Source organism: Bordetella petrii (assembly GCF_020991325.1).
Lineage (GTDB): Bacteria > Pseudomonadota > Gammaproteobacteria > Burkholderiales > Burkholderiaceae_B > Bordetella_A > Bordetella_A petrii_E.
In genome coordinates, this window is the sequence record NZ_JAJMLX010000079.1 from 1 (window position 1) to 17,298 (window position 17,298).

General features: G+C 65.6%; 17 protein-coding genes and 1 pseudogene. 15 read left to right on the top strand and 3 right to left on the bottom strand.

Going from position 1 to position 17,298, the window contains the following annotated elements:
• Positions 1–1,020: thiamine pyrophosphate-binding protein (locus LPZ50_RS10315; RefSeq protein ID WP_268903324.1), on the bottom strand; the 1,020-nt coding region annotated here is incomplete at its 3' end.
• A 181-nt stretch (positions 1,021–1,201) separates the two neighbouring features.
• Here LPZ50_RS10315 and LPZ50_RS10320 point away from each other — a divergent pair.
• The 8 genes from LPZ50_RS10320 to LPZ50_RS10355 all read left to right on the top strand — a co-directional run bounded on the left by LPZ50_RS10320 (position 1,202) and on the right by LPZ50_RS10355 (position 7,909).
• Positions 1,202–2,056: a transporter substrate-binding domain-containing protein gene (locus tag LPZ50_RS10320; RefSeq protein ID WP_230660955.1), complete on the top strand. Its 855-nt coding sequence runs from the start codon at positions 1,202–1,204 to the stop codon at positions 2,054–2,056.
• 13 nt (positions 2,057–2,069) lie between these two features.
• Entirely contained in the window at positions 2,070–2,735 is a 666-nt protein-coding gene (locus LPZ50_RS10325) for an amino acid ABC transporter permease (RefSeq protein ID WP_230660958.1), read from the top strand.
• Positions 2,732–3,523 (top strand): amino acid ABC transporter ATP-binding protein, encoded by a 792-nt coding sequence (locus tag LPZ50_RS10330; protein ID WP_230660960.1) that lies wholly within the window; start codon positions 2,732–2,734, stop codon positions 3,521–3,523. The genes LPZ50_RS10325 and LPZ50_RS10330 overlap by 4 nt, the downstream gene beginning before the upstream one ends.
• An 18-nt stretch (positions 3,524–3,541) precedes the next feature.
• Positions 3,542–4,285: a GntR family transcriptional regulator gene (locus LPZ50_RS10335; protein WP_230660962.1), complete on the top strand. Its 744-nt coding sequence runs from the start codon at positions 3,542–3,544 to the stop codon at positions 4,283–4,285.
• A 35-nt stretch (positions 4,286–4,320) separates the two neighbouring features.
• Positions 4,321–5,244, top strand: a complete 924-nt coding sequence (locus LPZ50_RS10340) for an NAD(P)-dependent oxidoreductase (protein WP_230660964.1) — start codon at positions 4,321–4,323, stop codon at positions 5,242–5,244.
• Positions 5,241–5,591, top strand: coding sequence for a RidA family protein (locus LPZ50_RS10345; RefSeq protein WP_230660967.1), 351 nt, complete (start codon positions 5,241–5,243; stop codon positions 5,589–5,591). Before LPZ50_RS10340 ends, LPZ50_RS10345 begins: the two co-directional genes overlap by 4 nt.
• 33 nt (positions 5,592–5,624) lie before the next feature.
• Positions 5,625–6,854: a pyridoxal phosphate-dependent aminotransferase gene (locus LPZ50_RS10350; RefSeq protein ID WP_230660970.1), complete on the top strand. Its 1,230-nt coding sequence runs from the start codon at positions 5,625–5,627 to the stop codon at positions 6,852–6,854.
• A 65-nt stretch (positions 6,855–6,919) separates the two neighbouring features.
• Entirely contained in the window at positions 6,920–7,909 is a 990-nt protein-coding gene (locus LPZ50_RS10355; protein WP_230660972.1) for a Bug family tripartite tricarboxylate transporter substrate binding protein, read from the top strand.
• Positions 7,910–7,915: 6 nt separating this feature from the next.
• Here LPZ50_RS10355 and LPZ50_RS10360 read toward each other — a convergent pair whose 3' ends face one another.
• Positions 7,916–8,671 (bottom strand): GntR family transcriptional regulator, encoded by a 756-nt coding sequence (locus LPZ50_RS10360; RefSeq protein WP_230660974.1) that lies wholly within the window; start codon positions 8,669–8,671, stop codon positions 7,916–7,918.
• Between the two features lie 243 nt (positions 8,672–8,914).
• Here LPZ50_RS10360 and LPZ50_RS10365 point away from each other — a divergent pair, with 243 nt between their 5' ends.
• The 4 genes from LPZ50_RS10365 to LPZ50_RS10380 all read left to right on the top strand — a co-directional run bounded on the left by LPZ50_RS10365 (position 8,915) and on the right by LPZ50_RS10380 (position 13,937).
• Positions 8,915–9,946, top strand: coding sequence for an ABC transporter substrate-binding protein (locus LPZ50_RS10365; RefSeq protein WP_230660977.1), 1,032 nt, complete (start codon positions 8,915–8,917; stop codon positions 9,944–9,946).
• A gap of 78 nt (positions 9,947–10,024) precedes the next feature.
• Positions 10,025–11,755: an ABC transporter permease gene (locus LPZ50_RS10370; RefSeq protein WP_230660980.1), complete on the top strand. Its 1,731-nt coding sequence runs from the start codon at positions 10,025–10,027 to the stop codon at positions 11,753–11,755.
• An 11-nt stretch (positions 11,756–11,766) separates the two neighbouring features.
• Positions 11,767–12,852, top strand: a complete 1,086-nt coding sequence (locus tag LPZ50_RS10375) for an ABC transporter ATP-binding protein (protein ID WP_230660983.1) — start codon at positions 11,767–11,769, stop codon at positions 12,850–12,852.
• A 26-nt stretch (positions 12,853–12,878) separates the two neighbouring features.
• On the top strand, positions 12,879–13,937 hold the full coding sequence (locus LPZ50_RS10380; RefSeq protein ID WP_230660985.1) for a mandelate racemase/muconate lactonizing enzyme family protein: 1,059 nt from the start codon (positions 12,879–12,881) through the stop codon (positions 13,935–13,937).
• A gap of 6 nt (positions 13,938–13,943) precedes the next feature.
• Here the strand turns inward: LPZ50_RS10380 and LPZ50_RS10385 are convergent, their stop codons facing one another.
• Positions 13,944–14,669, bottom strand: coding sequence for a GntR family transcriptional regulator (locus LPZ50_RS10385; protein WP_230660988.1), 726 nt, complete (start codon positions 14,667–14,669; stop codon positions 13,944–13,946).
• 201 nt (positions 14,670–14,870) lie between these two features.
• Here LPZ50_RS10385 and LPZ50_RS10390 point away from each other — a divergent pair, with 201 nt between their 5' ends.
• From LPZ50_RS10390 to LPZ50_RS10400, 3 genes and pseudogenes are all read left to right on the top strand, one after another.
• Positions 14,871–15,734: a fumarylacetoacetate hydrolase family protein gene (locus LPZ50_RS10390; protein ID WP_230660991.1), complete on the top strand. Its 864-nt coding sequence runs from the start codon at positions 14,871–14,873 to the stop codon at positions 15,732–15,734.
• Positions 15,727–16,722 carry an ornithine cyclodeaminase family protein gene (locus LPZ50_RS10395; RefSeq protein ID WP_230660993.1) on the top strand — a complete coding sequence of 332 codons (996 nt, stop codon included), beginning with the start codon at positions 15,727–15,729 and terminating at the stop codon, positions 16,720–16,722. The genes LPZ50_RS10390 and LPZ50_RS10395 overlap by 8 nt, the downstream gene beginning before the upstream one ends.
• A 67-nt stretch (positions 16,723–16,789) precedes the next feature.
• Positions 16,790–17,298 (top strand): annotated as a pseudogene (locus LPZ50_RS10400) (hypothetical protein); the annotation flags it as partial.

The following is a 17,298-nucleotide window of genomic DNA, read 5'->3' on the forward strand; positions in this document are numbered from 1 at the left end:
GGGCGCCGCCGGCGCGGCCACTTGGTCCAGCGCGGCGCAGAAGGCGCGCGGCCCGGCCTGGATGCCCAGCGTGGGCTGGTAGACGCGGCCCAGTTCTTCCGCGCCCGCATGCACGTGCACCAACTGCTGGCGCGGCGTGGGAATGTCCAGCAAGGTGTACGAGGACGACGGCATTTCGGACAGCCGGCCGCCCACCAGCAGGATCAGGTCGGCTTCCGCCACGCGGGCCTTCAGGCGGGCATCCGGGCCGATGCCCAGGTCGCCGGCGTAGCAGGGGTGTTCGGCCGGGAACAGCGAAGCGCGCCGGAACGAGGTGGCCACCGGCAGGCCGGCGCGCTGGGCGAAGTCGGCGAACTGCTGGCAGGCGCCCGCGTCCCAGCCGGACCCGCCCAGTACCGCGATGGGCCGCTGGGCTTGTGCCAGCAAGCCTTCCAGGGCGCGCAGATCAGCGGGCGCGGGCCAGGCTTGCGCGGGTTCCACGCGCGGCGCGTCGGGCACGGCGCAAGTGTCCACCAGCATGTCTTCGGGCAGCGAGATCACCACCGGGCCGGGGCGGCCCTGCATGGCCACGCGGTAGGCGCGCGCCACCAGTTCGGGAATGCGTTCGGCCCGGTCGATTTCCACCACCCATTTGGCCATGCCGCCGAACATGGCGCGGTAGTCCACTTCCTGGAAGGCTTCGCGGTCGCGCATGGAACGGTCCACCTGGCCGATGAACAACAGCATCGGCGTGGAATCCTGCATGGCGATGTGCACGCCATGGCAGGCATTGGTGGCGCCCGGGCCGCGGGTGACAAAGCATACGCCGGGGCGGCCGGTGAGCTTGCCATAGGCCTCGGCCATCATCGCGGCGCCGCCCTCGTTGCGGCAGATGACCACATCCACGCCGCTGTCGTGCAGCGCATCCAGCGCGGCCAGGTAGCTTTCGCCGGGCACGCAGGTTACGCGTTCGACGCCCTGGCGCCGCAATTGATCGATCAGGATTTGCCCGCCGGTGCGGGTGGAAACGCCAGAAGTCATGGAGCAGTGTCTCGCCTGGAAAAGAGGGCCGCGCAAGGGGTGCCGTCCCGGGTGGCGCAAGCATAACACTTGACTGTATACAAAACAATATTCATCATATGTGGACAATTCAGTGTGCAATTTCCAACTGGGTTGCCGCATCGTTCCAACGTCTTTCAATGAATATTCAAGGGGTTAACAGATGAAGCGCAGAGAGTTGTTGAGCCACACCGCCCTGGTGGGCGCCGTTGCCGCCGCCGCCGTGGGTGCCCCGCTGCGGGCGTCCGCCCAGAATGCGCCGTCCGGCGAGTCCACCCTGGACCGTGTGCGCAAGACGGGCGTGATGCGCATGGGGGTGATCGTGGGGCAGGCTCCGTACTTCACCAAGAACCTCGCCGACGGCACCTGGTCGGGCGCGTGCCTGAAGATGGCGGCCGACATCGCGTCCAAGCTGAATGCCAAGGTGGAAACCGTGGAAACCACCTGGGGCAACCAGATCCTGGACCTGCAATCCAACAAGATCGACCTGGCTTTTGCCGTGAACCCCACGCCGGAACGCGCGCTGATGGTGGATTTCGCCACGCCGATCCTGGTGCATTCGTTCACGGCCGTTACCCGCAAGGGGTTTGCCAAGCCGGCCACCTGGAATGACCTGAACAAGCCCGAGGTGCGCATTTCCGTGGACATGGGCTCGGCGCATGAGCTGATCGCCCGCCGCTATGCGCCGCACGCCAAGATCCTGGCCTTCAAGACGCGCGATGAAGCCGTGCTGGCCGTTGCCACCGGCCGCGCCGACTGCAATGTGGTGCTGGCCATCCTGGCCCTGCCCATGCTGAAGAAAAACCCCGCCCTGGCCGATATCGCCATCCCGCAACCGATTCTGACGCTGCCCACCAACATCGCCGTGCGGCTGGAAACCGACAAGCGCTGGCGCGATTTCCTGAGCGTGTGGGCCGACTACAACCGCTCGATGGCGCAGACGCGCGAATGGTTCCTGGAAGGCTTGGCCGAGCTGGACGTCCAGGAAAGCGACATTCCCTCCGAAATCCAGTTCTGAGCAGGCCGCAACCATGAACTATGCATGGGACTTCGGCGCATTGGCACCGTACGCCGGCCTGCTCTGGCAAGGGCTGTGGATCACCATTGTCTTCACGGTGACCACGGCCCTGGCCGGCCTGGCAATAGGCCTGGTGGCGGGCGTGCTGCGCACCAACGCGCCGCGCTGGGTCAACGTGCCGGTGGTGGCGTATATCGAGATCTTCCGGTGCACGCCTTTGCTGGTGCAGTTGGTGTGGATGTACTACGCGCTGCCGGTGCTGATCCAGGTGGAAATGTCGCCCGGCATGGCGTGCTTCCTGACCCTGTCGCTGTATGGGGGCGCGTTCTACGCCGAGATCTTCCGCGGCGGCATCGAGGCGGTCGACCGCGGCCAATGGGAAGCCGGCAGGGCCCTGGGCATGCGGCGCGGCCGCATTTTCCGGCGGCTGATCCTGCCCCAGGCGGTGCGGGTGATGATTCCGTCGTTCATCAACCAGACGGTGCTGCAGTTGAAGAACACCTCGCTGGTGTCCACCGTGGCGGTGGGCGACCTGCTGTACCAGGGCTCGGTGATCACCGCTGCCATCTATCGGCCGCTGGAAACCTACACCGTGGTCGCCATTATCTATTTCGTCGTGCTGTTCCCCTTGACGCTGGGTGCCCAGCGCCTGGAAGCACGCATGGGAGCCCATCGATGAATGCCGAACATCCCGTCCTGCAGGCCACTGCGATCAACAAGTCGTTTGGCCAGCACCATGTTCTCAAGGGTGTGTCGCTGGAAGTGGCCAAGGGCGAAGTGGTTACGCTGATCGGCGCCAGCGGCTCGGGCAAGTCGACTTTCCTGCGCTGCATGAATTTGCTGGAAATGCCGCAGTCGGGCCGCCTGGCGGTGGGCAAGCATCGCTTCGACTTCGATGCCCGCCAGGCGCCGCCCAAGGATGCCGCCCTGGCCGACCTGCGGCGCGACATAGGCATGGTGTTCCAGCACTTCAATCTGTTTCCGCACATGACGGTGCTGCAGAACGTGATCGAAGCCCCCATGCAGGTCAAGGGCATGGCGCGCGCCGAGGCTTCCGGGCTGGCGCGCGAGCTACTGGCCAAGGTGGGCCTGGCCGACAAAGTCGATGCCTTCCCCAGCCGCCTGTCGGGCGGGCAGAAGCAGCGCGTGGCCATTGCCCGCGCCCTGGCCATGCGGCCCGACGTGATGCTGTTCGACGAGGTGACGTCGGCGCTGGACCCGGAGCTGGTCTCGGAAGTGCTGGGCGTCGTGAAGGCACTGGCGGCCGACGGCATGACCATGGTATTGGTTACGCATGAGATGGCGTTCGCCGCTGATGTGTCGGACCGCGTGGGGTTCATGCTGGACGGCGTGATGGCCGAAATCGATACCCCGGCCGAGATATTCGGCCATCCGCGCAACGACCGCCTGAAATCCTTCTTGCAGCGCTTTCACCACGGGCATTCGCTACCCGGGGCGACGGCCTGATCCTTTCTTTATGCACGTATGACTGTAGCCACTGAAACCCCCGCGGCCGCCACGCCCAGCCATGTCTATGACCGCATCAAGGCCATGGCCACCACCTTTCGCCTGCGGCCGGGCGACCGGGTGAATGAACTGGAACTGGCGCGCCAGCTGGGCGTCAGCCGCACGCCGGTGCGCGAGGCGTTGAACCGCATCGCGGCCGAGGGCTTCCTGGTGGCCACCCCCAACCGCGGCTATACCGTGCGCGCGCTGGATGCCCGGCAACTGATGGCGCTGTACGAGTACCGCGCCACGGTGGAGTTGGGGGTAGTGCGGCTGGTCTGTGCGCGCGCCTCGGACGAGGCACTGGCCAGCCTGGCCCGCTTTGTCGAGGGCAGCCGCGATGAAGTCGCCACCGACGCGCAGGCCCTGGGCCTGTTGTGGCGCGACGAGGCCTTCCATGAACGCCTGGCCAGCCTGGCGGACAACCCCGAGTTCCTGCGCTCGGTGCGTTCCATCAACGAACGCATCCGCTTTCCCCGCTGGATAGACCTGAAGGCGCGCCGCAACCAGACACACAATGACCATCCCGACCTGGTGCGCGCCCTGCAGGCGCGCGACGTGTCCGGGGCCGAGGCCCTGATGGCGCAGCACATCGAAAAACACCTGGACCAGGTGATTGAACTGACGCGTGCCGGTTACGCGGAAATCTATATGGGCAATGCCCTGGCCGACTACGCCGAGTCGCGTTTCAACGAGGCCAGCAGCGAGTCCGCAGTCTTGTGATCTTTTTTTGAACCCTTTTTTCCAGGATCCTTCACATGAAAGCTATTTTTGTCGATGCCAATCCCACCTTGTCGGCCGTGGCCGAGCGCCTGCGCCGCGCCGATGACCTGGAGCTGGTCATCAACCGCCAGCCGGACATCACGTCCGATCAGTTGCCGGGCGTGCTGGGTGACGCCGAGATCGCCATCGTCGACCACACGCACCTGCCCACCGACATCGCGCGCCAGTGCAAGGGCCTGAAGCATGTGGTGTTCCTGGGCACCGGCCCGCGCTCTTACATGAACCCCGAAGAACTGGCCGAACTGGGCATTGAAGTGCACATCATCAAGGGCTACGGCGATACCGCCGTCGCGGAATGCGCCTTTGCCCTGATGTGGGCGTCGGCCAAGGGCTTCGGCCGCATGGACCGCGCCATGCGCGCGGGCAACTGGCTGCGTTCGGACGCCGTGCAGCTGACGGGCAAGACGCTGGGCCTGGTGGGCTTTGGCGGCATCGCCGCCGAAGTGGCGCGCTTGGCCCAGGGCGCCGGCATGGAAGTCATTGCCTGGAACCGCAGTCCCAAGACGCATCCCGGTGTGCGCTTCGTGGAACTGGACGAACTGCTGGCCCAAAGCCACGTGGTGTCGCTGCACTTGCTGCTTACCGATGAAACCCGCGGCCTGATCTCGCGCGAGCGCATCGGCCAGATGCGCGACGGCGCCATTCTGGTGAACACCGCGCGCGGCGCCATTGTGGATGAGGACGCCATGATCGAGGCCCTGAAATCGGGCAAACTGGGCCACGCCGGCCTGGATGTGTTCGTGACCGAACCCATGCCCAAAGACCACCCCCTGACGCAGCTGGACAACGTGACGCTGTCGGCGCATTCGGCTTTCCGCACCCCCGAGGCCAGCGACAACCTGATCCAGGCCGCCTTGAACCACTGCCGCCGCATCTCGGGCCAAGGAGAACAGCAATGAGCGACATCACCCGCCTGGACCAGAATTCACGCCGTTCGCGCGCCGTCATTCACAACGGCACCGTTTATCTGGCGGGCCACACCGCCGACGACCGCGGCGCCGACGCGGCGGGCCAGACCCGCCAGGTGCTGGCCAAGGTGGACGAGATGCTGGCCGCGGCCGGCACCGACAAGTCCAGGGCCTTGAACGTCACGATCTGGCTCAAGACCATGGCCGATTTCCAGGCCATGAACGAGGTCTACGATGCCTGGATCGTGCCCGGCCAGGCGCCCGCGCGCTGCTGCGGCGCCATCGAACTGGCCGCGCCCGACATCCTGGTCGAGATCATGGTCACGGCCGCGCTGTAGGCCGCGTTTCTTCATACGGATCCATCGCTAAGCATGTCTACCGAAACTTCTTCCACGCCCGCCTTCCGGCGGGCCAGCCGCATCGCCAGCATCGCGGTGTCGGAAATCCTGCGCATCGGCGCGCGCGCCGCGCAACTCAAGCGCGAGGGGCGCGACGTGATCGTGCTGGGCGCGGGCGAGCCCGACTTCGACACGCCCGACAACGTGAAGCAGGCCGCGGTGCGCGCCATCGACGCCGGCGAAACCAAGTACACGCTGCTGGACGGCACCCTGGCGCTGAAGGCGGCCATTGCGCGCAAGTTCGAGCGCGACAACGGCCTGTCGTACGGCCCGGATGAAATCACCGTGGGCGCCGGGGCCAAGCAGGTCATTCACAATGCGCTGATGGCCACCCTGGACGACGGCGACGAAGTCGTGGTGGGCATGCCTTACTGGACGTCCTACGCCGACATGATCGCCATCGCCGGCGGCAAGACGGTGGAAGTGGCCTGCCTGGAAGAAAACGGCTTCCGCATGGATCCCGCCGACCTGGAACGCGCCATCACGCCGCGTACGCGCTGGGTGATGCTGAATTCGCCGTCCAACCCCACGGGGGCGGCCTACGGGGAAGCCGATTTGCGGGCGCTGGCCGATGTGCTGCTGCGGCATCCCCATGTCTGGCTCATGTGCGACGACATCTACGAGCACCTTATTTACGGCGATTTCGCTTTCCGCACCATGGCGCAGATCGAGCCGCGCCTGAAGCCGCGCACGCTTACCATCAACGGCTTGTCGAAGGCCTATGCCATGACGGGTTGGCGCATAGGGTACGCCGGCGGCCCGAAAGAACTGATCGGCGCCATTGCCGTGGTGCAAAGCCAGAGCACGTCGAACCCGTGCTCCATCAGCCAGGCGGCCGCCATCGAAGCCCTGGACGGCCCGCAGGATGTGCTGGCGGAACGCCGCCAGTCGTTCCAGGTGCGCCGCGACCTGGTGGTAGACGGCCTGAACGCCATTGAAGGCCTGCGCTGCCGGCTTCCGGAGGGCGCGTTCTACACCTACGCCAGCTGCGCCGGCGTACTGGGGCGCACCACGCCGTCCGGCCAGCGCCTGGACACCGACATGGATTTCTGCCAGTACTTGCTGCAAGATCACGATGTCGCGGTAGTGCCAGGCACGATCTTCGGGCTGGCGCCTTACTTCCGCATCAGTTATGCCACGTCGCAGGCGCAACTGCAGGCCGCGCTCGAGCGCATAGGCAAGGCAGTGGCGCAGTTGCGTTGAGATAAACCACAAGGTCCGCCGCGGCGGACTGTCATAGCAGTGCAACTTCACAAGGGGAATGAACCATGTTGCGTACTCTGACCATTGCCACGCTGGCCGTCGCCAGCCTGACGGCGGCCTTGCCGGCCGCGGCCCAGGACAAATGGCCGACCCGGCCCATCACCATCGTCGGCGGCTTCCCGAACGGATCGGGCGTCGACCTGTATGCCCGCAAGCTGGGCCAGGGCCTGACCGAAACACTGGGCGTGCCTGTCGTGGTCGAGGCGCGCACCGGCGCGGGCGGCAACGTGGCATCCGACGTGGTGTCGCGTGCCGCGCCCGACGGCTACACCTTCCTGTTCGGCACGGCGGGCACCCACGCCATCAATGCCGCGCTGTACAGCAGCCTGACCTTCGACGTATGGGATGACTTCACCCACATCGCGCTGCTGGGCGATGTGCCCAACGTGCTGCTGGTCAATCCCAAGAAGCATCCAGACATCAAGACCTGCAAAGACCTGATCGAGCTGGCACGCAAGAATCCGGGCAAGATGAACTATTCGTCCACCGGCAACGGCACGTCCGGCCACCTGGCCGGCGCGCAGTTCACCAACCAGGCCAAGGTCAACATCATGCACGTGCCGTACCGCGGCCAGGGCCCGGCCATGACGGCGCTGCTGTCGGGCGAAGTGGATTTCTTCTTCAACCAAAGCGCGCCCAGCATCGCCGCGGTGCAGTCGGGCCAGGTCATAGCCCTGGGCGTTACCACGGCCAAACCGCTGGAAGCCCTGCCCGGCGTGCCCACGGTGGCGGAGGGCTGCGGCTTGCCGGGCTACGAAAGCAGCACCTGGTACGGCCTGTTCGGCCCGGCCAAGCTGCCGGCCGATATCCAGAAGCGCTTCAGCGATGAAGTCATCAAGGAAATGTCCAAGCCTGAATTCCAGCGCTGGCTGATCGATTCGCAGGGCATCACCCCGCCGGCCGACCCCAGCCCCGCGGCATTCGAGCGTGTGCACAAGGCCGACATCAAGCGCTGGGCCGACGTCGTGAAGCAGTCGGGCGCGCGGGTCGACTAATCCAGCCTACCTGGCGCCATGCATGCCTTGGGGCTTGGCGCCAGCTTGCCAATCGGCGGCGGCATGCCGTGGCATGTTGCGCATGTCGCCGATCAGGCGCCGCTTACTATCGCGGCTGAGCCTGGCGTGTTCGCGCATCAGCCACTCGGCACGGCCGCTATCTCTTTCGCGCAGGGCCTCCAGTATTCTTCCGTGCTCGGCCTGCGCGTACTTCAGCAGCGTGGTCTCCAGGCCTGCCGAGGCAGTCAGCGCCAGGGCGTTCGCGCCCGCCAGCGGTGTCTTGTCGTTCTGCCGGATGGCGCGTGTCAGCGCCGCGCTGCCGGCACATTCCACGATCAGGCCATGAAATCGCCCGTTCATGCGGCTCCATTCATACGGGTCCACGGACACGCCCGGACGGGCCTCTGCCTGGTCGATCATCAGCTGGCCCTGGCGCACACAGGCCGCTAACGCGTCCAGCAGGCAAGATGGCGCGCCGCGTTCCAGCACGCGCCGCGCCGCCATGCCTTCCAGGGCGCCGCGCACATCGATCGCATCGGCAATCGCATCGATGGAAAACGCCCTGACCTGAAAACCGCGAGCAGGCAGGCGTTCCAGCAAGCCTTCGCTTTCCAGGTGGCTGAGCGCCAGCCGGATGGGCGTGCGCGAGACATTCAACTGGGCCGCGACACGTAATTCGCGAATCCGCTCGCCTGGCGCCAACTGGCCAGCCAGGATCATGCCGCGCAAACTGGAAACAACGTAGTTGACATGGCTGGACATCGTGGCTGGCCTGGGTAAATTCCTTGACAGCAGGCATTATTGCATGCAATATCTGCGAATAATCGGAATTAAATCCGAAATTAGATCAAAAAAAGCATAGTTTGCATGCAATATGCGATCTTGCGGAGACATACTGGATAGCTGCCTGGCGGGGGGTGTTTCGGCCGGCCTTGCTTTTCTCCTTCGTGATCGATGCGCGGCGCTATGAGCCATTGCCCAACCAAGATGGACGAGGAGAGACTCATGAAGTTGTTGCACGGAATGTTCCGCCGGATTGCGCTGACAGGCATTCTGGCCGCCGCCTGTACCTCGGCTGCGGCGCAAAGCGCGGACGCGATGCAGGCCCTGGCTGCCAAGGCGGCGCAAGGCGAGCCGGTGGTCTGGTACGAAAGTTCGCCGGAGAACCAGATTGCCGAAGTGCTCAAGGCGTTTCACGCAAGCTACCCCGACGTGAAGGTCAAGTATGTGCGCATGGTGGGAGGCAATGAACTCGCCTCGCGCGCGATCCAGGAGGTGCAGGCGCGCGGCCACACCGCAGACCTGCTGACCGGTGGGCCGGATCACTTGTGGCAACTGAACGAGCGCGGGCTGGTGCGCGACCTGTCGAAAGACAATCTGGGCTTGCCGGCGGCATTGCTGCCGGTGAATTACGCCGTGCCGACCACGGCCTCGGTATACGTGCTGCTCTGGAATACCCGCAAGGTCAGCGACGAGCAGGCCCCCAAGAGCTGGGACGAGTTGATCAACAGTAAATGGAGCGGCCACGTCGGTTCCTGGGTGCGGGCCGCCGCCTTTGCCCAGTTGGCCAGCGTCTGGGGGGAAGACAAGGCCCAGGCCCGGCTCGAGGATTTCGTGAAGCTCAAGCCGTATCTGTTCAAGTCGACGTTCCCGCTGGCGCAAGGCGTGGCCTCGGGCGAAGTCGACGTGGCTGTCGGTTTCTATCATTCCGCACAGCCCGTGCTGGACGCCGGCGCCCCGGTCAAGACCCGCATGCTGGACCCCACGCCGATGCACACGATTTCGTCCAGCGTCAGCAAGTCTGCCCGCAACCCAAGCGGCGCCACGCTGCTGATGCTGTGGCTGACCACCCCGGAAGGGGCGAAAGCCTATGAGCAGGCCACATCGCGGGGCAATCCCCTGGTGTCGTCCACCAAGACCTACGAAATGCTGCAAGGCGTGCAGACGGCCGAGTGGCCGTTCGCGGAAGTGGCCAAGCTGGCCGACCTGAACGAACAGTACAACGCCATCCTGGCGAAATCCCGCCCCGCCATGTGATCCTGGCGCCGCCCGCGGCCTCGTTCGGGCGAGGCACGCGGGTGGCGTGCTCCTCTTTCCTGTCTCGGGGTGCATTTCATGTCTGCAACTATGCCGTCCGGCGCCGGCCGGACACCGCTTGCGCGCAACCTGCCGGCCATTATCGTCCTGATCGTGCTGGCCTATCTGGTGCTGGTGCCGCTGGGAATCCTGGTGATCAGCAGCCTGACGCCGTCGGGCCTGCCATTCGATCCGGGCTGGACGCTGGGCAATTACGTATCCGTCTACGCCGACCCGGAATTCTGGTCGATGGTATGGGTGACGCTGCGGTTCGCGGTGGGATCGATGTTCTGGGCGCTGTTGCTGGGCGTGGCCCTGGCCTGGCTGGTCGAACGCACCGATCTGCCTGGCAAGACGCCCATCCGCGTCCTGTTGACGTTGCCCATGGCAATTCCGCCATTCCTGCTGGCGATAGGCTGGATCTTGTTGCTGAGCCCGCGTATCGGCATCATCAACGTCTTCCTGCGCGATACGCTGGGCCTGGAGCAAGCGCCGTTCAATGTCTATTCGGTGGCGGGCATGATATTCGTGCAGGCCCTGTCGCTGGTGCCTTCCACTTTCCTGATCCTGTCGCCGGCCTTCCGCAACATGGATCCCAGCCTGGAAGAAGCCGCCATGACATCGGGTGCCAGCCGCTACCAGTTGTTCGTGCGTATTTTCGTGCCGCTGCTGGCGCCGGCGGTGCTGGCGGCGGCAACGTTCATGCTGATGGTGGGTTTCCTGGTGTTCGACATTCCGGGCACGCTGGGCATGCCGGTGAACATCTTCGTGCTGTCCAGCCGAATTCTTTACCTGGCCACCGATACTGCAGGCGGGATGTCGGCCTATCACATCATCAGCACCATATCGGTGTTCTTCCTGGTGATACTGCTGGTCCAGGCCTGGGGTTATCAGCGGCTGACGCGCAATGCCAGCCGCTACGTCACGGTCACCGGCAAGAACTTCCGGCCCCGGCTGTCGCGCCTGGGGTCGTGGAAATGGGTAGCGCTGGCGTTCGTGGGCGTGTATTTCCTGCTGGCCACGGTGGTGCCGCTGGCCATGCTGGCCTGGACCAGCCTGATGCCCTGGATGATGCCGCCTTCGCTGGCTGCGCTGGGCCAGGCCACCTGGGCCAACCACATGGCGTTCTTCACCGACCCGCTGACGCTGGGCGCGCTGGGCAATTCGTTGTTGATCGGCGTCGCCGCCTCGACCGTGGTGGCCGCGTTCTCGGTGCTGATCTCGTGGATCGTGGTGCGCAGGCGCGGTGTCAGTGGCAAGCTGGTCGACTTCCTGTCATTCCTGCCCATCGCGATTCCGGGCACGATGATCGGCGTGGCGCTGATCTATGTGTACCTGAACATGCCGTTCCTGAATATCTACGGCAGCGTGTGGATCATTGCCATTGCCTACGTCACCACCTATATCCCGTTCGGCACGCGCACCACCAATGCGGTGATGATGCAATTGCACCGCGAGCTGGAGGAAGCCGCCCGCACTTCGGGCGCGGGGTGGTGGCGCGTCATGCGGCGGGTGGTGATGCCGCTGGCCCTGCCGGCCGCGCTGGCGGTGTGGATCTGGGTCATTGCGCACTGCATGCGGGAATTGTCATCGGCGCTGCTGCTGCAGGGCGGCAGCAATCAGACTCTGCCGGTGGTGCTCTGGAATTTCTGGGTGGGCGGCGAGCCGAACAAGGCGGCCGCCGTCGGGATCTGGCTGGTGGCGCTGGTGTTCGTGACCATGCTGGTATGGCAGGCGGCGGGATCGCGCAAGCCACGCAACGCGCAATAGGAAAAATGAACATGCTTGAAGTGTCCGATCTACAAGTGCATTACCAGACCGATCGCGGCCCGGTCGAGGCGGTCAAGTCGATCTCGCTCGCGGCGGGGGAAGGCGAGTTCTGTACCTTCCTGGGGCCCAGCGGCTGCGGCAAGACCACCACGCTGCGCTGTATCGCCGGCCTGGAAACGCCCACGCGCGGCCGGATCTCGATTGCGGGACAGCCTGTCTACGACTCGCAATCCAGGGTCGATACACCGACCCACAAGCGGGACCTGGGCATGGTGTTTCAGTCATATGCCATCTGGCCGCATATGTCGGTGTACGGCAACGTTGCTTTTCCTCTCGAGGCGGCCGGCGTGCCGAGGCAGCAGGCCCGCGCCGAGGTGGCGCGGGCGCTCGACATGGTGGGGTTGGGCAGCTTCGCCGAACGCTCGGCAACGCAGTTGTCGGGCGGGCAGCAGCAGCGCGTGGCGCTGGCCCGCGCGATCGTGCGCGGCGGCAAGGTGCTGTTGCTGGATGAGCCCCTGTCGAACCTGGACGCGAAGCTGCGCGAGCAGATGCGCGATGAGCTGCGCGAATTGCAGCGGCGGCTGAAGACCACCACGGTGTTCGTCACGCACGACCAGGACGAGGCCCTGGCGATGTCCGACCGCATCGTGGTGATGAACCAGGGGGCGATTGTCGAGCAGGGCACGCCCATCGATCTGTACCAGCGGCCGCAGCGGGTTTTCACCGCCCGGTTCATCGGCAAGGCCGAGGTTTTTTCGTGCGAGGCGCTGCAAGAGCAGGGTGGGCAGGTGACAGTGAACTCGGCGGTGGGAACGATCGTGGCCGCACAGAACACGCACCTGGGCATGTCCGCCCGCAACGTGATGATACGCCCGGAAGCCATCGAGATCGTCGGGTCCGGGGCCGGCAAGGCCAACTGCTTCGAGGCCGAAGTGGTGCGTTGCGTGTTCGTCGGAGCCCGTATCGAGTACCAGCTGCGCATGGCGGCCGACCGCCATGTATCGGTCAGCACGGCGTCCGGCGGCATCCAGCCCGTCGGCGCGAAAGTGACCCTGCATTTTCCCCCCGAGCGGTGCGTATTGCTGCCGGCGGATTGACGATTACAGCTTCAAGGAGACCCGGAGTGACGCATTCCCTATCGATCAAGCCCTATGTCCAGCATTTGAAAGTGCCTTATCGCTGGTCCAAGGGTATCCAGCATGTGCGCCGGGGCATCCTGGTGCGCGTGGAACGGGATGGCGCGGTGGGGTGGGGCGAGGCCGCCTTGCCGCCGCATGTACTGTTCGACGGCTGGGCCTACGCGGCGCATTGCGCGGCCATGCTGGATGGCCTGGACCCGGCGCATGACGATTTGCTGCACGAACTCGAGCTGCGCGAGATTCCCGCGCGCCTGCGCTGCGGGATTTCGTCGGCGCTGCTCGGCGCGCAGGCCGCGCAGGCGGGCCAGTCGCTGGCAGTGTTCCTGGGAGGCCAGGCCAGCAGCCAGGTGCCGGTCAATGACCTGATCGGTGACGCCGACCCGCAAGTGTGCGTGGGCCGTGCCGCCGATGCCGTGGCATTAGGGCAGGACACGGTGAAGATCAAGTGCACCACCGAGCGCGAGCTGGATGTCGCCAGGGTGGGGGCGATACGCGAAGCCTATCCCGACCTGCGCATCCGCCTGGACCCGAACGAGTCATGGGACGTATCCTGGGCGCTGGAACAGATTCGCGCCATGGAGCCGTTCGGCATCGACTATATCGAAGAGCCCCTGCCGCGGGGTACGGACTTGACTGTCTATGCGGACTTGTGCCGGCAGACCCGGGTGCCCATCGCGCTGGACGACACCATTCGTTCGTTGTTCCATGCGCGCCGGGCGATCGAACTGCAGGCTGCCCAGGTGCTGATCCTGAAACCGCCCCGCGTGGGCGGGCCGGACCGCACCAAGGAAATCATCGACGAAGCGCGGCGGCGCCAGGTGCGCAGTGTGGTGACCGCCAGCCTGGAAACATCGGTGGGGCTGCACGTGGCGTTGCATTGCGCCGCATTGCTGCCCGGGCCGATCGAGCCCTGCGGGTTGGGCACCGCGCGCTTCTACAAGACGGACGTGGCCGACCCGCCGCCCATCGTGGCGGGTGCCATGGCCGTGCCCACGGCGCCCGGCCTGGGCGTGGACCTGCAAACGTGGTGGGACGCCAACTGACTGCGGTCAGGCAGGCGTGGTGCGCGGATGGGCGGCTCGTTCCATCCGCATCTGCGCCAGCAGAATGCGCTTGTTCTCGCGGCTGCGGTACGCGTGTTCGCGCATCAGGCTTTCGGCGCGCACGGCCTCGCGCTGGGTGATAGCCCGCAGCAGATCTTCGTGATCGGCCTGCGCGCGAAGTACGAACGGCGTTTCGAGCTGCGATGGTGTCGAGGGAAGCGTCAGGGCGGCCGGGCCCGCCAGCGGCGTCTTGTTGTTGTGTTCCAGCGCGGCGATCAGGGCGCGGTTGTTGGTACCGGAGCAAAGAATTTCATGGAATCGCCGGTTGATCCGTCCCCAGGCTCGCGCGTCGATGGTCGCATTGGGATCTCGTTCCGCCGGGGCCAACAGCCGCTTCCCTTCTTCCACCGCTTCGCGCAACTGATCCAGCACTTCCTGCGGCGCGCCGCGCTCGGCCAGCAGCCTCACGGCCATGCCTTCCAGCACGCCGCGCACATCGACCGCGTCGGCGATTTCGTCCACGGTGAAGGCCCGCACCCGGAAGCCGCGCGAGGGCAGCCGTTCCAGCAAGCCTTCTTTTTCGAGTTCGGTCATGGCAATGCGCAGCGGGGTGCGCGATACGCCCAGCCGCGCGGCGAACTGCAATTCGATGACACGTTCGCCCGGCTGCAGCTCGCCCGAAAGCACGAGATCCCTGAGTTCGGCAATGACTTTGTCGATTTGTGCGGCCATGTGGGGGTGGGGCTCCTGATTGGCGCTCCAGTTTAAACAAGAATTGCATGCAAATGGGGGCGCATCTCGGCGAGAACAGCTTGCGCGGAATCAAAATTGCATGCAATAATCCTTAAAAATAGCTTCTATGGCCAGAATTTTTGCGGTAATGCATGCAAAGATTGTTTTTCCTGGCCAGCACTGCATACACCAGGAGACCACATGAAGCTGCTTAGCTTCCTTCACGACGGGCAGGCCGGCTGGGGCGCGCAACAGGGCGGCCGGGTGGCCGTGCTGACCCGGCGCTGGCCCGACCTGGCCGCCGCGTTGGCGGCCGGCCCGCAGGCCATCGCGCAGGCTGCCGACGGGGCGCCCACCGTGCCGCTGGACCGGATCCAGTATCTGCCCACCATCGTGGCGCCCGGCAAGATCCTGTGCGTGGGCTTGAATTACGGCCGCCATGTGGCCGAGACGGGCCGGGAACTGCCGGCGCATCCTTCCCTGTTCGTGCGTTTCGCCGACTCGCTGGTGGGCCATCAATGCCCTGTCTGGCGGCCGGCCGCCTCGGCGAAGCTGGATTTCGAAGGCGAACTGGCGGTGGTCATCGGCAAGGGTGGCCGCCACATCCCCGCCGCGCGCGCGCTGGAACATGTGGCGGGCTACACCTGTATGGCCGAGAACTCGGTGCGCGATTTCCAGAAGCACAACGCGCAAGTCACGCCCGGCAAGAATTTCGAGCGCAGCGGTGCCCTGGGCCCCTGGCTGGTCACGGCCGACGAGATCCCCGACCCCACGGTGCTGCGTGTCATTACCCGCCTGAACGGCGAGGTGATGCAGGACGGGCAGGCCGACGACCTGATCTTCCCCATCCCCGAGCTGATTGCCTATATCAGCAGTTTCACGCCGCTGGCGCCGGGCGACGTCATTGCCACCGGCACCCCGGAAGGCGTGGGCGCGCGGCGCACGCCGCCGGTTTTCATGGCGGCCGGCGATGTGCTGGAAGTGGAAATTCCCGGCATCGGCCGGCTGAGCAATCCGGTGGCCGATGAGCCGGCCGTTCGTACAGAAGGGAACCATCATGGCTGAAGCAATGCGCTACTTGACCGAGCAGGATGTGGTGTCGGTGCTGGACATGCCCCGCGCCATCGACGCGCTGCAAGACACGCTGGCGGCCCAGGGCCGCCAGGAAGCCCGCAACCTGCCCAAGAGCCTGGCTACCTGGGGCGACGGCAGTTCCATGCACGCGCTGGGGTCGGTAATGACGGCCAGCGGCTACGCCGGATTCAAGACCTGGGTGCATACCAAGGCGGGCGGCGGTTCCGTGTTCAGCCTGTTCGACGCGAATGCGGGAACCCTGCTGGCCATCATCGAAGCCCGCGCGCTGGGCATGCTGCGTACCGCGGCCATCAGCGGCGTGGCAACCCGCGCGCTGGCGCCGGCCGACGCGCAAGTGGCGGCGCTGGTGGGCACGGGCCCGCAGGCCTTGACCCAGCTGGCGGCCCTGGCCGCGGTGCGCGATTTGCGCACCGTGCGCGTGTACAGCCCCACTGCCGATAAGCGCCGTGCCTTCGTGGAGCGCGTGGCTTCCAAATATTCCTTCGAAATCGTGGCGGCCGACAGCCTGGCGCAGGCGCTGGACGGCGCCGGCATCGTCACCCTGATCACCCGCGCGGCGGAGCCCTTCGTTGCGGCGTCAGACCTGGCGTCCTGTCGCCACTTGAATGCGGTGGGCGCCATCCTGCCCGCCAAGGCCGAGTTCGCCCAGGACGTCTTCGAGCGGGCCGACGCGGTCGTGGTGGACGACCTGGAGAACGCGCGGCGCGGCTCGCGCGAACTGCGCGAGCGCTACGGCGCCGACGGCGAGCCCTGGCAAGGCGTGACGGTGCTGAGCGACCTGCTGGCCGCGGGCGCGGCGCGTCCGGCCGAGGCGCGGCTGACTATTTTCAAGGGCATGGGTATGGGCCTGTCGGACCTGGCCATGGCGCGGGTCGTTTATGAAACCGCCCAGGCGCGCGACCTGGGCCATGCCCTGCCGCGGCAGACACGGCAGAACCTGCTGCTGGCGCAGCCCTGAGGCCCGGTTCAACGTATTCATCGGGCTGGCGCCCGCCGGCCCGGTATCAAACAGCCAGGAGACATTCATGTTCGTCGACGTAAGCGGGGCCGCGGCCCGGCAGCAGCATCAATGGGATCCGGTCTTGATTCCCAAGGAGGACATCGACCGGGAAGTGGAGCGCCTGATCGCGGCGCCGCGTCCAGCCAATGGGCGGCGCGCCTCGCTGATCGTGCACCCGGCCGCCACCATGCCCGGCCTGGGCCTGACGCCTGGCACCGATGTCACCATCAATGTGGTGAACCCGGGCGAAACCACGCTGAACCTGCGCAAGAACTCCAACATGCTGGAGATCTGTATCAGCGGTGCCGGCGTGGCGGTAGTGAACGGAGAGGAAAGGCGCATCGAAAAATGGGATGTCTGGAATACGCCTTCCATGCAGGTGCATTCGTACCGCAATGACGGCCAGCAGCCCTGGGTGCGCCTGTCGTATTCCAACGCGCCCCTGCTGGAAAAGCTGGAAGTCCATTATGTGGAAGAGTTCGAGGGCGACGTGCCGCCGGCCGACGCCGACACGCAGCGCCGCGAGCGGCGGCC

Excerpts from the sequence above, each read along its gene's own strand:
- LPZ50_RS10320 (WP_230660955.1), top strand. The coding sequence starts at position 1,202 with ATGAAGCGCAGAGAGTTGTTGAGCCACACCGCCCTGGTGGGCGCCGTT.
- LPZ50_RS10325 (WP_230660958.1), top strand. The coding sequence starts at position 2,070 with ATGAACTATGCATGGGACTTCGGCGCATTGGCACCGTACGCCGGCCTG.
- LPZ50_RS10330 (WP_230660960.1), top strand. The coding sequence starts at position 2,732 with ATGAATGCCGAACATCCCGTCCTGCAGGCCACTGCGATCAACAAGTCG.
- LPZ50_RS10335 (WP_230660962.1), top strand. The coding sequence starts at position 3,542 with ATGACTGTAGCCACTGAAACCCCCGCGGCCGCCACGCCCAGCCATGTC.
- LPZ50_RS10340 (WP_230660964.1), top strand. The coding sequence starts at position 4,321 with ATGAAAGCTATTTTTGTCGATGCCAATCCCACCTTGTCGGCCGTGGCC.
- LPZ50_RS10345 (WP_230660967.1), top strand. The coding sequence starts at position 5,241 with ATGAGCGACATCACCCGCCTGGACCAGAATTCACGCCGTTCGCGCGCC.
- LPZ50_RS10350 (WP_230660970.1), top strand. The coding sequence starts at position 5,625 with ATGTCTACCGAAACTTCTTCCACGCCCGCCTTCCGGCGGGCCAGCCGC.
- LPZ50_RS10355 (WP_230660972.1), top strand. The coding sequence starts at position 6,920 with ATGTTGCGTACTCTGACCATTGCCACGCTGGCCGTCGCCAGCCTGACG.
- LPZ50_RS10360 (WP_230660974.1), bottom strand. The coding sequence starts at position 8,671 with ATGTCCAGCCATGTCAACTACGTTGTTTCCAGTTTGCGCGGCATGATC.
- LPZ50_RS10365 (WP_230660977.1), top strand. The coding sequence starts at position 8,915 with ATGAAGTTGTTGCACGGAATGTTCCGCCGGATTGCGCTGACAGGCATT.
- LPZ50_RS10370 (WP_230660980.1), top strand. The coding sequence starts at position 10,025 with ATGTCTGCAACTATGCCGTCCGGCGCCGGCCGGACACCGCTTGCGCGC.
- LPZ50_RS10375 (WP_230660983.1), top strand. The coding sequence starts at position 11,767 with ATGCTTGAAGTGTCCGATCTACAAGTGCATTACCAGACCGATCGCGGC.
- LPZ50_RS10385 (WP_230660988.1), bottom strand. The coding sequence starts at position 14,669 with ATGGCCGCACAAATCGACAAAGTCATTGCCGAACTCAGGGATCTCGTG.
- LPZ50_RS10390 (WP_230660991.1), top strand. The coding sequence starts at position 14,871 with ATGAAGCTGCTTAGCTTCCTTCACGACGGGCAGGCCGGCTGGGGCGCG.
- LPZ50_RS10395 (WP_230660993.1), top strand. The coding sequence starts at position 15,727 with ATGGCTGAAGCAATGCGCTACTTGACCGAGCAGGATGTGGTGTCGGTG.